This is a genomic window from Cytobacillus firmus (assembly GCF_023715565.1).
In the GTDB taxonomy this organism is placed as follows: domain Bacteria; phylum Bacillota; class Bacilli; order Bacillales; family Cytobacillaceae; genus Cytobacillus; species Cytobacillus firmus_C.
In genome coordinates, this window is the sequence record NZ_JAMBOJ010000002.1 from 122,832 (window position 1) to 135,625 (window position 12,794).

The window sequence follows — 12,794 nt, forward strand, 5'->3', positions numbered from 1 at the left end:
GAATAGATAATTGTCTGGCTCCAGCGCCTGCCCCCTCAAGGTCACAAGCCGAGCCTCCAAGGCGTTTCCGCTTTTATATGTTTTTCGCCATTTCCTCTTTGAATCCGAACAGCCATGTGAACAGGAAGCCGAATGCATAAGCAATTAACAGGCCAATCAGATAAAGTATGATTTGATTGGTGTGAACGAGGAAGGCAAGCGGTATGCCGGAAACCCCGATGGCTACTGTAGCAATTTTGAAGAACGCCTGGAAAGCACCGCCTACAGCAGCTCCAAGACATGCTGTCAAGAAAGGGCGTCCCAGCGGCAGGGTAACCCCGAAAATAAGTGGTTCGCCGATTCCGAGCATTCCAACCGGAAGTCCGCCCTTGATGACTCTTTTCAAACGCGCATTTTTTGTTTTGAAGTAAATGGCAAATGCTGCACCAACCTGGCCGGCACCGCCCATTGCAAGAATCGGCAGGAGCGGGTCGTCGCCGATTGAGTTAATCAATTCCATATGAACTGGTGTTAACCCTTGATGCAAACCGGTTACAACTAAAGGAAGGAATGTTCCGGCAAGTACTAATCCAGCCAGGATGCCGCCGACATCAAGGATGCCAAGCAGGCCTTTAGTAATGATATCTGACAGGAATCCGCCAACAGGCTGCAGGATGAAGAAGGTTGCAAAGCCTGTAATTAATAATGCTAGAGTCGGAGTTACGATTATATCGATAGCAGAAGGAACGACTCTGCGGATTCTTTTTTCCAAAAAGGCCACCAATACAGCAGCGAGCATGACTCCGATAAGTCCCCCGCGGCCAGGGACCAATGCTTCACCGAATAAAGTTATATTGGCAAGGCCTGGATTGATTAAAAGAATACCGGCCGCACCGCCCAGAGCAGGAGATCCTCCAAACTCCTTCGCCGTGTTAATACCAACAAATACACCCAGGTATCCGAATAAACCCCAGCCAATCAAATCAAGCATTTGTACAAGAGTAGACTCCGGATCTCCGCCTGATTTGATGATTACATTATTAATCCCAGCAATCAAACCGGAAGCAACGATAGCCGGGATCAGCGGGATGAAAATACTTGCAATTTTTCGTAAAAACAGCTTGAAAGGAGTAGCATTTTTCTCATTAAGTCCAGCTTTCGTCCGGGCTGCCAGTCCTTCCAATGAAGTGTCAATTTCTTCTTCATCATCAACGGAAGAAACGTTTTTGCCTGTCATTCTGGAAACTTCGTCAGCTACTTTGGTGACGATTCCTGGTCCAAGTATGATTTGGAGTGTTTCTGCTTCCACAACACCCATAACGCCGTCAATATCCTTGATGCCATTCAGGTTGACTTTGCTTTCATCGACCGGCTTCACACGAAGACGTGTCATGCAGGAGGCCAGTTCCGCAATATTGCCGGTGCCGCCCAACTGCTCTGTAATCTCTTTCGCCAAGCGTTCTTCTTTACGCATGAGCTTTTCCCCCTCTTTTTTTAAAATGAATAAACGTAATAAGAGCTAAAAAATAAATGAATTCGCTTACATACCCATATTAACAAGCTTAAGTCTAGTTGTCTATACCATTTATATATTTTATATGGGCATGTCATCATATTTATACGCAGAACAATCCTGAAAATTGTCCTTTTTTTACAGGATTAAGTATAGGGACCTGATGTAAATTTTGAAAAAATTGATTTCAGAAATTTGGTTCTGGGTTAAAAAGTGCTAAAATAAAGTGATATATATGAATTTAAAGAATTAAAGAGTTACATATAAAGAGATTATCCGGCAGTGTCAGCATTAAAGGAGGAACTTATTTTGGTAAAAGTACGCACGAAAGATATTATAGAAAAATTCGGGCTTGAATTGATTGCCGGAGAGGAAGGCACTAACCGGCCGATTACAACGAGTGATATTTCACGTCCGGGCTTGGAGATGGCAGGTTATTTTGATTATTATCCGGCTGAACGCGTTCAATTGATCGGAAAAACGGAACTGTCTTTTGTTGAAACGCTGTCTAATTCTGAGCGGGAGATCCGGCTTGAACGGCTCTGTACAGATATTACGCCCGGCATAATCGTGACGAGAGGGCTCGATATACCTGAAGAACTGATTGAAGCAGCCGAGAGGGAATCTGTTCCGCTGCTTCGCTCCAAGCAAAAAACGACCCGGTTTTCCAGTTTGCTGACCAATTTTCTGGAAAGTAAGCTTGCTCCAACAACAGCTGTCCACGGCGTCCTTGTTGATATTTATGGGGTAGGAGTACTGATAACAGGTAAAAGCGGTGTAGGTAAAAGCGAGACGGCACTCGAATTAGTAAAACGCGGACACCGCCTTGTTGCAGATGACTGTGTGGAGATTAGGCAGGAGGATGAAGATTATCTGGTGGGAAATTCACCGGAATTGATCGAACATCTGCTTGAAATTCGCGGCCTCGGCATCATCAATGTTATGACACTGTTCGGTGCTGGAGCTGTCCGCAGCTATAAAAAAATCTCTGTGGTTATGAATTTGGAGCTTTGGGACCCGAAAAAGCAGTACGATCGTCTCGGCCTTGATGAAGAAAAAATGAAAATCATCGATACGGAGGTTACGAAGCTGACCATTCCTGTAAGACCAGGACGAAACCTTGCTGTTATCATTGAGGTGGCTGCCATGAACTTCCGCCTAAAGAGAATGGGAATGAATGCGGCGGAACAGTTCACGAACCGCCTCTCTGATGTGATCGAGGACGGAGACGATGATGATCGTTAATCTGTGAAAACCAATCAATCATTTTTCAATCAAACGTTTGATTGAAAGTTGTTAATCTCTTCAAAAAAGAATAGATAAAAGGGCGCCACCGCGCTTTCGAAAGGAATAGTGATCATGGACAACAATATTCAGCCGTTAGATCCGATTGCCATTTCCCTTGGCCCGATTCAGGTCCACTGGTATGGCCTGATTATCGGCCTCGGTATTGCACTGGCTCTCATTATCGCGATGAGGGAGGGGGAAAGAAGGGGACTCCCTAAGGACATCTTTGCCGATTTAATGCTTTGGGCCATTCCTATTGCGATTATTTCCGCAAGGATCTACTATGTTATTTTTCAGTGGGATTTCTACTCGCAGAATCCTGGTGAAATCATCAAAATATGGAATGGCGGAATTGCCATTCATGGGGCCTTAATAGGTTCTGTCATCACGGCATATGTTTTTTCAAAGAAGAGGAAGATATCTTTCTGGAAGCTGGCTGACATAGCTGCGCCAAGCATCATCTTGGGGCAGGCAATCGGGCGCTGGGGAAATTTTGTGAACCAGGAGGCGCACGGGAGGGAAGTCAGCCGGGCATTCCTTGAAAATATGCAATTGCCTGATTTTATCATTAATCAGATGTATATTAACGGAGCCTATTATCACCCGACGTTTTTATATGAATCCATTTGGAATATCATTGGATTTATTATTCTTATCTTATTAAGAAAAGCAAACTTAAGGCGCGGTGAGCTTTTCCTTTCGTATGTGATCTGGTATTCGGTCGGGCGTTTCTTCGTTGAAGGCCTCCGTACCGACAGCCTGATGCTTACTGAGAATTTAAGAATTGCTCAGACAATATCTATCGTTCTTATTATTGTGGCGCTGGTTCTAATTTTTTATAGAAGAGCAGAAGGGCTTGCCAAAGCACGTTATTTGGATAAAGCCGAGGGGAAATAACACACACAGGGGAGAGTATTTGAAATGCTGGTTGAATCATCCAAAAAGGGGCTGATGGCCGGCTTAAAAACAACATGGACACTCGGGAAAGTCATATTCCCGGTCACGCTAATTGTGGCACTGCTGCAGCATACGCCGGTGCTTCCATGGGTTATCAAGCTGATCACACCCCTTATGAACTTGATTGGGCTGTCAGGAGATGCAGCCATACCGCTTGTATTGGGGAACTTCTTGAATTTGTACGCCGGAATTGGAGCTATCCTTACGCTCGATTTAACGGTTAAAGAAGTGTTTATTATTGCTGTCATGCTGTCGTTTTCACATAATATGCTGATTGAAACGGGAGTCGCTTTGAAGGTTGGCGTTAAGCTTTGGGTCGTTCTTACCGTCCGTTTCGGATTGGCGCTTTTAAGTGCCATTGTTATCAACCTTGTTTGGCAGGGAGGATCTGAAACGGCTAAGTACGGATTTATACCGGCAAAAGAAGAGCAGGTGTCGGGGGCATTGCCAATCCTGCTGGATGCATTGCAGACGGCTTTGCTTGGCATTCTCCAGCTTGCCATCATCGTCATCCCGCTGATGATTATTATACAGATTTTAAAAGATAAGCAATGGCTTGCCGTCTTTTCAAGATGGATGGCGCCTGTGACCAGGGCACTTGGAATGAAAGAAAATACGTCTACAACCCTTGCAGCAGGATTGGTGATTGGCCTTGCTTATGGGGCCGGCGTTATGATCCAGGCTGTAGAGGAAGATGGCGTCAGTAAAAAAGATGTAACGATCGCATTTATTTTCCTTGTAGCCTGCCACGCAGTCGTTGAAGATACACTGATTTTCGTGCCGCTTGGCATTCCGGTCTTGCCGCTTCTGCTGATCCGCCTGGGTGTGGCGGTCATTCTGACACTGGTGGTGGCGATGATTTGGAAACGTGCTGATCTGGCAAAAAGAAAGGAAGCAACATATGAGCATTAACACACTATTATTTGATTTAGATGGAACATTAATTGACACAAATGAATTGATTATTTCCTCATTTTTGCATACGCTTGGAAAATATTATCCTGACCGCTATCAGCGGGAAGATGTACTTCCGTTCATGGGGCCAACCCTTCATGAAACATTTGAGACCATCAACCCAGAAAAAGTGGAGGAAATGATCTCAGTCTACCGGGAGTACAATATTAAGAACCATGACTTGCTTGTGAAGGAATTTGCCGGCGTGTTTGAAACGGTTCGGACTTTAAAAGAATCAGGATATAAACTGGGCATTGTTACAACGAAAGTTTCCAATGTAGTTGAAAAGGGCTTGAAGCTGACAAATCTTGATCAGTTTTTCGATGTAGTTGTCACGCTTGATCATGTGGAGAAGCCAAAGCCGGATCCGGAGCCAATCTTGAAGGCGCTGAGCCTGCTGGATGCGAAGCCGGAGGAAGCCATTATGGTCGGCGATAATTCACACGATATCGATGGCGGAAAAAACGCTGGCACCAAAACGGCTGGTGTGGCCTGGACGGCGAAAGGCCGTGAATTCCTCGCGCGCTTTGAACCGGATTATATGCTGGAAAATATGGCTGACCTGCTCGATATTCTTGAGGCAGAAAAACAATGAGAAAAACGGAGCGTTTTCCGGTAGAGGGAGGCAATTCACTCTGGCATGTGTATAAAACGGTTCCGTTCCTGAAGGTTGTCAAAAACTTTATTGTGATTCAGCTTGCGCGCTATACGCCATTTCTGGGCATGAAGAATTGGCTTTACCGTAACTTCCTGAGAATGAAGGTGGGGGACCAGACATCATTCGCACTCATGGTGATGCTGGATGTCATGTTCCCGGAAAAAATAAGTGTCGGCCGCAACACGGTCATCGGCTACAACACGACAATCCTCGCTCATGAATATCTGATTAAAGAATACCGCCTAGGGCGGGTTGAAATTGGCAGTGAAGTCATGATTGGCGCTAATTCAACTATACTGCCGGGTGTCACAATCGGTGATGGTGCGATTATTTCAGCCGGAACACTTGTCCATAAAGATGTCCCGGATGGAGCCTTTGTTGGCGGCAACCCGATGCGTGTCATCTACACAAAGGAAGAGCTAGCCGCTCGCTGGGCGGACGATCCGATATATGGTACAGATAAAAATAAAACTCCGCTTGCTTAGGCCAGGCGGAGTTTTTTATTAATTGCGACATATCACTTGAGAAAAATGGTTAAGAATGCAGGGGAAAATATGCAAGCTGCCGAATTTAAGGTGAAAGCCTTTAACGTAAATAACCTTTCCAAAAAAGCACAAACTATTAAAGCTCCTTTTTAATAAGGGAGCCTTTTTAATTTTTCTGTCTCTTTTGGTTGACGGCGTGGTGAATGCGCGTTAAACTACATATAACTTCAATCTACTACCATATTAGCGAACTAAAGGATTTGGAATTTTTAAGTCATAGAGGTGAATACATTTGAGCCGTTTATTTATGTTTGAAAAGCCGTTAGGCATGAGAGATACATTACCTGATCTATACGAAAGAAAATCTGCAGTCCGGTCATCCATCCAGGAGGAAATGAAACGCTGGGGCTATCAGTTTATTGAAACACCTGCCCTGGAATATTACGAAACAGTCGGAGCTGCTTCAGCAATATTGGATCAGCAGCTGTTCAAGCTGCTTGATCAGCAGGGCCATACCCTGGTGCTCCGGCCGGATATGACAGCGCCGATTGCAAGGGTGGCAGCATCCCGTCTCTTAAAAGACGAGCTGCCGATCAGGCTAGCATATTCCGCCAATGTATACCGCGCACAGCAGCGGGAGGGCGGCAGGCCTGCAGAGTTTGAGCAAATCGGTGTAGAGTGCATTGGCGACCATACAATCAGTGCCGATGGCGAAGGAATGGCACTTATGATCTCTGCTCTAAAAGAAGCAGGGCTTCAGAACTTTCAGCTTTCAGCCGGGCACATCGGATTTGTCCGTGACTTCTTCCAGCAAATTTTAGGAACGGAAGAAAGAGTGGAAAACCTGACAAGATTTTTATATGAGAAAAACTATGTAGGATACAGGGAACATGTAAAGAGTTTGGCTCTTTCGTCCATCGATAAACAAAGGCTTCTTGATTTCCTTAAATTAAGGGGCGGGGAAGAAGTCATTGAGATTGCCTATGGCCTTCTGGAAAATGGAACAGGCAAAAAGGCATTAGCTGAACTTGAACAGCTTTGGGGCATTATGCAGGACTATGGCCAGGAAGATACAGTTAAATTTGATTTAACGCTTGTCAGTCATATGAGCTACTATACGGGGATTCTTTTTGAAGTATATGCAGGAAATGTTGGTTTCCCGATCGGAAATGGCGGCCGCTATGATATGCTGCTTCAAAAGTTCGGAAAAGATACGGGAGCAACCGGCTTTGCCATCAGATTGGACCGCCTGCTTGAAGCGCTGGAAGACACCAAGGCGGCTGAACCTGTTTACTGCATTTTATACAGTCCAGAACGCCGCAAAGAGGCATTCGATTTTGCGAAGGAAGAGCGTTCTGCCGGAAAGAAAGTGGTCCTGCAGGATATTAGCGGTGTTAAGGACATTGATGCCTGCACCAGCCAGTACGAGGACATTACCTTTTTAGTCGGAAAAGCTGGAAAGGAGAGCTTAAAATGAGTGATGTTTTAACGATTGCGATGCCAAAGGGGCGCATTTTTGAAGAAGCAGCTGAATTGCTCCGCCATGCAGGCTTTCAATTGCCGCCGGAATTTGATGATTCACGTAAATTGATCATCGATGTGCCGGAAGAGAATTTCCGCTTTATCCTGGCAAAGCCGATGGATGTGCCAACATATGTGGAGCATGGTGTAGCAGACCTAGGGATTGCTGGAAAGGACGTAATGCTTGAAGAAGAGCGGGATGTCTACGAGCTTCTTGATTTGAAAATCAGTGCCTGTTATCTCGCTGTTGCGGGACTGCCAAACACCAGGCTGAATGATGTGGCTCCTAAAATTGCTACAAAGTATCCGCAGATTGCGGCAGCGTATTTCCGTGAACAGGGGGAGCAGGTGGAGATCATTAAATTGAACGGCTCCATAGAGCTGGCCCCGATGATCGGGCTGGCGGACCGGATCGTGGATATCGTATCAACTGGCCGGACACTGAAAGAAAACGGGCTCATTGAATACGAAACCATTGTCGGAATCACATCAAGATTAATCGTCAATCCAGTCACCTACCGCATCAAGGATGAACGCATCAGCGAGATGGTTGACCGGCTGACAGAAGTTATTTCAGGAGAAGAAATAAGCTCTTAAAAGGATGTAGAACCCTATGAAAATTTTAAAAGTTGATGACCAGATTTCAATTAAACGGTCTGTTGATAATGGAACAGAAGAACAGCGGGCGATTGTAAGAGATATCATTGAGACTGTCCGCCAAAATGGAGATCTGGCATTAAAAGAGTATACAGAAACTTTTGATGGCATCTCCCTTGAGGATTTCGCGGTGACACAGGCTGAGATTGAGGAAGCCTGCAGTCAGGTGGATGAAGAAATTCTTGAAATTATCAGAGAGGCAGCGGAAAACGTCCGATCATTCCATGAAAAGCAGCTGCACCCATCCTGGATGACAACCGAGGAAAATGGAACAGTATTAGGGCAGAAGATTACACCGCTTGATTCGGTTGGGCTTTATGTGCCGGGCGGAACGGCGGCATATCCATCATCCGTGCTGATGAATGTGATCCCGGCAAAGGTTGCGGGCGTCAAACGGATTGTCGTCACCTCTCCTCCTGATAAAAAGACTGGAAAGCTGCCTGCAGCTGTTCTGGCAGCAGCACACATCGCCGGTGCGGAAGAAATCTATAAAGTCGGCGGAGCCCAGGCGATTGCTGCATTGGCATATGGAACAGAATCGATCCGGCCTGTCGACAAGATCACAGGTCCGGGGAATATCTACGTTGCCCTCGCAAAGCGTGAAGTATTTGGGGATGTGGATATAGATATGATTGCAGGTCCTAGTGAAATCGCTATATTGGCAGATGAGACAGCATATGCGGATGAAGTGGCGGCAGATTTGTTATCACAGGCAGAACACGATCCGATGGCAAGCGCAGTCCTAGTGACACCATCATCTGCTTTGGCAGAAGCGGTGTCAGCAGAAGTGGAACGCCAGCTTGCCGAGCTGCCCCGCAAGGAAATTGCCGCTGGGTCCATCAGGAATTACGGAGCAATTTATGTGACGGAAAGCATGGATGAAGCGGTTGAAACGGTTAACGGTCTTGCTCCGGAACATCTTGAAATTTTAACGCAGAATCCAATGGAGCTACTCGGACAGATTCGTCACGCAGGAGCGATCTTCCTCGGAAGATTCAGCCCGGAACCGGTTGGCGACTATTTTGCCGGTCCGAATCACGTCCTGCCGACAAACGGGACGGCCCGTTTTTCAAGCCCGCTTAATGTGGAGGATTTTCAAAAGAAATCAAGTATTCTTTTATACAGTGAAAAAGCTTTAAAGGGTAATGGAGAAAAAATCGCGGCCTTTGCGCGCCTGGAAGGCCTTGAAGCCCACGCCAGATCCATTGAGACAAGACTAAGAAAATAAGCTGGAGGAATAATCATGGCCAGAACTGCTGAAATTTCACGTAAAACCAATGAAACGAATATCACACTTTCCTTGAATATAGACGGCGATGGCACAAGCGATCTGGAAACAGGTGTGCCTTTTATGACACATATGCTGGACCTGTTTGCCAAGCACGGAAAATTTTACTTGAACATCGTTGCAAATGGCGATACAGACGTGGATGACCACCACACAACCGAGGACATTGGCATCTGCTTAGGACAGGTGCTGAAGGATGCTTTAGGAGATAAAAAAGGCATCAAGCGCTATGGAAATGCTTTTGTTCCTATGGACGAAGCGCTGGCTCAAGTGGTAGTTGACCTCAGCAACCGCCCTCACCTTGAGATGCGTGCCGAATTCCCAAGCCAGAAAGTCGGTACATTTGATACTGAACTTGTTCATGAATTTCTTTGGAAACTCGCGCTTGAAGCGAGAATGAACCTGCATGTCATCGTTCACTATGGACAGAATACTCACCACATCATTGAGGCGATTTTCAAAGCGCTCGCTCGTGCGCTTGATGAAGCAACAACGATTGACCCAAGAGTTAAGGGAGTTCCATCAACGAAAGGGATGTTGTAAATGATCGGCATCATCGACTATGGAATGGGGAATTTGTTCAGTGTCAGTAAAGCGCTGGAACGGTTGGAGGTCCCTTATTTCCTCTCTGAAAATAAGCTTGAGCTTCTCGAAGCAGACGCTTTAATATTACCGGGTGTCGGCTCTTTTAAGGATGCAATGGGTATCTTAAATTCTACTGGCCTGGCAAATCTGGTAAAAGAGTTCGCTGATACAGGCAAGCCGCTGCTTGGCATTTGTCTTGGCATGCAGCTTTTATTTGAGAGCAGTGAAGAAAATGGACTGACAGAAGGATTGCAGCTCCTGCCTGGCCATGTGAGACGTTTTCCCGGCACAACACCAGAAGGTGAAACGTACAAAGTTCCGCATATGGGCTGGAACCGTCTTGAATTCCTGCAGGGATCGCCGATTTTAAAAGGCCTTGCTGAAGATTATGTCTATTTCGTCCATTCATATTTTGTAGATACAGATGAAAATGAAGTTGTAATTAGCCAGACCAGCTATGATGTGGAAGTGCCGGCGGTTGTCGGAAGGGGCAATGTGTTTGGCATGCAGTTCCACCCTGAAAAAAGCAGTTCGCTCGGCATGGCGCTTTTACGCAATTTTACCGAGCTGGTTGGAGAAAGGATGTCTGTGAAATGAGCTTTACAATCTATCCGGCAATCGATATGAGAGGCGGCAAATGTGTACGGCTGCTGCAAGGGGATTATGATAAAGAAACAGTATATGGCGACTCTCCGTTTGATATGGCCAAAAAATTTGCAGATGAAGGAGCAGATTGGATTCATATGGTCGATCTTGACGGGGCAAAGGACGGAAGACGCGTGAATGACCGGTTTGTCATTCAGGCTGCCCGTGAACTTAGCGCCTCCATCCAGATTGGCGGGGGGATTCGTACGGAAGAAGACATTCTGCATTATCTGGAGAATGGAGTCACACGAGTAATCATTGGAAGCATTGCCGTCTCCAACCCGGAGTTTGCTGTTGATATGATCCGCAAATACGGCAAAGCCATAGCGGTTGGACTTGATGCGAAAAATGGCTATGTGGCCACACATGGCTGGCTGGAAACTTCTGAAGTAAAGGCAGTTGACTTGGGTAAGCGATTTGCCGACGCCGGTGCGGAAACATTTATTTTTACGGATATCGCAACAGATGGGATGCTATCCGGGCCGAACGTTGAAGCTGTACGCCTGCTCGCGCGGGAAACCGGCAAAAGGGTAATTGCATCCGGAGGAGTCAGTCAGCTGGCTGATTTGACGGAACTTCGGGAATACGCATCAGAAGGTGTCGCCGGGGCCATCGTTGGAAAGGCAATTTATGAAGGCCGGTTTACCGTAGCGGAAGCTCTGAAAGAGGTGAAGGCATAATGCTGACGAAACGGATTATTCCCTGTCTGGATGTAAAGGACGGTCGTGTAGTAAAAGGAGTGCAATTCGTGCAGCTGCGTGATGCCGGAGATCCGGTTGAGCTTGCCCGTTTTTATGATGGGCAGGGAGCTGACGAACTGGTCTTCCTTGATATCTCCGCTTCACATGAAGGCAGGAAAACAATGGTTGAAGTTGTGAAGGCTGTTGCGTCGGAACTGGCCATTCCCTTTACAGTCGGAGGCGGGATTAATGCGCTGGATGATATGAAACGAATTTTGCGGGCAGGTGCAGATAAGGTTTCTTTAAATACAGCTGCCGTAAACAATCCTGATTTAATTACAGAAGGGGCAAACTTTTTCGGTTCTCAGTGCATCGTTGTGGCGATTGACGCTAAATACGACGAAGAGCTAGGTTCCTGGCGAGTGTACACACATGGCGGACGAACACCGACTGATCTTGAAGTCATTACATGGGCACGTGAAGCGGCCGAGCGCGGGGCCGGAGAAATTTTACTGACAAGCATGGATTCAGACGGGGAGAAAAAGGGCTTTGATATCAAGCTGACGAAAGCAGTCAGCGAGGCAGTTTCGATTCCGGTTATAGCTTCTGGCGGTGCCGGAAATGCTGATCACTTTGCAGAGGCGTTTGTTGACGGAAAAGCGGATGCCGCATTGGCTGCATCTATTTTTCACTATAAAGAAACATCTGTTGCAGAAGTAAAATCTTTCATTAAGGAAAAAGGGGTGGTAGTCCGATGAATATCGAGGGTGTAAAGTTTGACGAAAAGGGACTGATCCCTGCTGTTGTGCAAGATGCTGAAACAAAAGAGGTATTAACGTTAGCCTATATGAATCGGGAATCTCTTTTGAAATCCGTGGAGACAGGCGAAACCTGGTTTTTCAGCCGTTCCCGCAATGAGCTCTGGCACAAAGGAGCAACAAGCGGAAACACACAAAAAATTGTTGAAATGAAGCTTGACTGTGATCAGGATGCTATTGTGGTTCTGGTTGAACCAGCCGGTCCAGCTTGCCACAATGGAACAGTCAGCTGCTTTGAGGAAAGAGTATACGGGGAAGAGTCAGGCGGTTTATCTGACTACAAAATCCTTTATACACTTGAAAAAGTCATTAAAGAACGCGAAAAGACACGCCCAGAAGGAGCCTACACAACCTATCTTTTTGAAAAAGGCGTGGATAAAATCCTGAAGAAGGTAGGGGAAGAGTCGGCAGAAGTCATCATCGCTGCGAAAAACCGTGACAAAAAAGAACTGAAATGGGAATCGGCTGATCTGATTTATCATTTGATGGTGCTGCTGCGCGAGCAGGACCTGCCTTTCAGCGAAGTCCTGAAAGTGCTTAATAAACGGCATGAAAAGAAAGAACCGGCCTCCGAATAGTGAACTGTGCCCCGATTTACGGACAGTTTAAAAAGCGCCTATGCGGCTAGTAAATGACCCCGGTATTGCACCGGGGTCATTTTATTTAAGCCCCATTGATAACGATGCTGGTTATATTCCTCGATCACTCGATCCACTTCTTTTCTAACATCTCCTAAATTATCTAATGATTTATACTCTGCTAAATCC

General features: G+C 46.3%; 15 protein-coding genes. 13 read left to right on the forward strand and 2 right to left on the reverse strand.

The genetic code is table 11. The features are described 5' to 3' along the window. Positions 1-73: 73 nt before the first annotated feature. Positions 74-1,453 (reverse strand): PTS transporter subunit EIIC, encoded by a 1,380-nt coding sequence (locus tag M3205_RS01450; protein WP_251168293.1) that lies wholly within the window; start codon positions 1,451-1,453, stop codon positions 74-76. A gap of 348 nt (positions 1,454-1,801) precedes the next feature. Here M3205_RS01450 and hprK point away from each other — a divergent pair, with 348 nt between their 5' ends. The 13 genes from hprK to hisIE all read left to right on the forward strand — a co-directional run bounded on the left by hprK (position 1,802) and on the right by hisIE (position 12,605). Further along, positions 1,802-2,737 carry an HPr(Ser) kinase/phosphatase gene (gene hprK, locus M3205_RS01455; RefSeq protein WP_251168294.1) on the forward strand — a complete coding sequence of 312 codons (936 nt, stop codon included), beginning with the start codon at positions 1,802-1,804 and terminating at the stop codon, positions 2,735-2,737. A 114-nt stretch (positions 2,738-2,851) separates the two neighbouring features. After that, positions 2,852-3,676, forward strand: a complete 825-nt coding sequence (lgt, locus tag M3205_RS01460) for a prolipoprotein diacylglyceryl transferase (protein WP_251168295.1) — start codon at positions 2,852-2,854, stop codon at positions 3,674-3,676. Between the two features lie 24 nt (positions 3,677-3,700). Further along, positions 3,701-4,648, forward strand: coding sequence for a nucleoside recognition domain-containing protein (locus M3205_RS01465; protein ID WP_251168296.1), 948 nt, complete (start codon positions 3,701-3,703; stop codon positions 4,646-4,648). After that, a complete protein-coding gene (ppaX, locus tag M3205_RS01470; protein WP_251168297.1) occupies positions 4,638-5,285 on the forward strand; it encodes a pyrophosphatase PpaX in 648 nt (215 codons plus the stop codon). Before M3205_RS01465 ends, ppaX begins: the two co-directional genes overlap by 11 nt. Beyond that, positions 5,282-5,833 (forward strand): acyltransferase, encoded by a 552-nt coding sequence (locus M3205_RS01475; protein ID WP_251168298.1) that lies wholly within the window; start codon positions 5,282-5,284, stop codon positions 5,831-5,833. The genes ppaX and M3205_RS01475 overlap by 4 nt, the downstream gene beginning before the upstream one ends. A 292-nt stretch (positions 5,834-6,125) precedes the next feature. Beyond that, entirely contained in the window at positions 6,126-7,310 is a 1,185-nt protein-coding gene (locus tag M3205_RS01480; RefSeq protein WP_251168299.1) for an ATP phosphoribosyltransferase regulatory subunit, read from the forward strand. Beyond that, positions 7,307-7,951, forward strand: a complete 645-nt coding sequence (hisG, locus tag M3205_RS01485) for an ATP phosphoribosyltransferase (protein ID WP_251168300.1) — start codon at positions 7,307-7,309, stop codon at positions 7,949-7,951. Before M3205_RS01480 ends, hisG begins: the two co-directional genes overlap by 4 nt. Positions 7,952-7,967: 16 nt before the next feature. Beyond that, on the forward strand, positions 7,968-9,239 hold the full coding sequence (gene hisD, locus M3205_RS01490) for a histidinol dehydrogenase (RefSeq protein WP_251168301.1): 1,272 nt from the start codon (positions 7,968-7,970) through the stop codon (positions 9,237-9,239). A gap of 15 nt (positions 9,240-9,254) precedes the next feature. Continuing rightward, a complete protein-coding gene (gene hisB / locus M3205_RS01495) occupies positions 9,255-9,842 on the forward strand; it encodes an imidazoleglycerol-phosphate dehydratase HisB (protein WP_251168302.1) in 588 nt (195 codons plus the stop codon). Continuing rightward, positions 9,843-10,481: an imidazole glycerol phosphate synthase subunit HisH gene (hisH, locus tag M3205_RS01500; protein WP_251168303.1), complete on the forward strand. Its 639-nt coding sequence runs from the start codon at positions 9,843-9,845 to the stop codon at positions 10,479-10,481. Further along, complete coding sequence (gene hisA / locus M3205_RS01505; protein WP_251168304.1) at positions 10,478-11,209, forward strand: 1-(5-phosphoribosyl)-5-[(5-phosphoribosylamino)methylideneamino]imidazole-4-carboxamide isomerase; 732 nt, start codon at positions 10,478-10,480, stop codon at positions 11,207-11,209. The genes hisH and hisA overlap by 4 nt, the downstream gene beginning before the upstream one ends. Further along, the gene (hisF, locus tag M3205_RS01510; RefSeq protein ID WP_251168305.1) at positions 11,209-11,967 is read left to right on the forward strand and encodes an imidazole glycerol phosphate synthase subunit HisF; all 759 of its coding nucleotides are present in this window, start codon (positions 11,209-11,211) and stop codon (positions 11,965-11,967) included. The genes hisA and hisF overlap by 1 nt, the downstream gene beginning before the upstream one ends. Then, a complete protein-coding gene (gene hisIE / locus M3205_RS01515) occupies positions 11,964-12,605 on the forward strand; it encodes a bifunctional phosphoribosyl-AMP cyclohydrolase/phosphoribosyl-ATP diphosphatase HisIE (protein ID WP_251168306.1) in 642 nt (213 codons plus the stop codon). Before hisF ends, hisIE begins: the two co-directional genes overlap by 4 nt. A 38-nt stretch (positions 12,606-12,643) precedes the next feature. On the opposite strand, the gene M3205_RS01520 is transcribed toward hisIE, so the two are convergent. Next, on the reverse strand, positions 12,644-12,794 hold a 151-nt coding region (locus M3205_RS01520; protein WP_251168311.1), incomplete at its 5' end, for an IS3 family transposase.

What these genes read in the sequence shown, in the direction of transcription:
- lgt (WP_251168295.1), top strand. Translation starts at nt 2,852, where the DNA reads ATGGACAACAATATTCAGCCGTTAGATCCGATTGCCATTTCCCTTGGC.
- M3205_RS01475 (WP_251168298.1), top strand. Translation starts at nt 5,282, where the DNA reads ATGAGAAAAACGGAGCGTTTTCCGGTAGAGGGAGGCAATTCACTCTGG.
- hisIE (WP_251168306.1), top strand. Translation starts at nt 11,964, where the DNA reads ATGAATATCGAGGGTGTAAAGTTTGACGAAAAGGGACTGATCCCTGCT.
- hisF (WP_251168305.1), top strand. Translation starts at nt 11,209, where the DNA reads ATGCTGACGAAACGGATTATTCCCTGTCTGGATGTAAAGGACGGTCGT.
- hisG (WP_251168300.1), top strand. Translation starts at nt 7,307, where the DNA reads ATGAGTGATGTTTTAACGATTGCGATGCCAAAGGGGCGCATTTTTGAA.
- hisH (WP_251168303.1), top strand. Translation starts at nt 9,843, where the DNA reads ATGATCGGCATCATCGACTATGGAATGGGGAATTTGTTCAGTGTCAGT.
- hisD (WP_251168301.1), top strand. Translation starts at nt 7,968, where the DNA reads ATGAAAATTTTAAAAGTTGATGACCAGATTTCAATTAAACGGTCTGTT.
- M3205_RS01465 (WP_251168296.1), top strand. Translation starts at nt 3,701, where the DNA reads ATGCTGGTTGAATCATCCAAAAAGGGGCTGATGGCCGGCTTAAAAACA.
- hisB (WP_251168302.1), top strand. Translation starts at nt 9,255, where the DNA reads ATGGCCAGAACTGCTGAAATTTCACGTAAAACCAATGAAACGAATATC.
- M3205_RS01450 (WP_251168293.1), bottom strand. Translation starts at nt 1,453, where the DNA reads ATGCGTAAAGAAGAACGCTTGGCGAAAGAGATTACAGAGCAGTTGGGC.
- hisA (WP_251168304.1), top strand. Translation starts at nt 10,478, where the DNA reads ATGAGCTTTACAATCTATCCGGCAATCGATATGAGAGGCGGCAAATGT.
- ppaX (WP_251168297.1), top strand. Translation starts at nt 4,638, where the DNA reads ATGAGCATTAACACACTATTATTTGATTTAGATGGAACATTAATTGAC.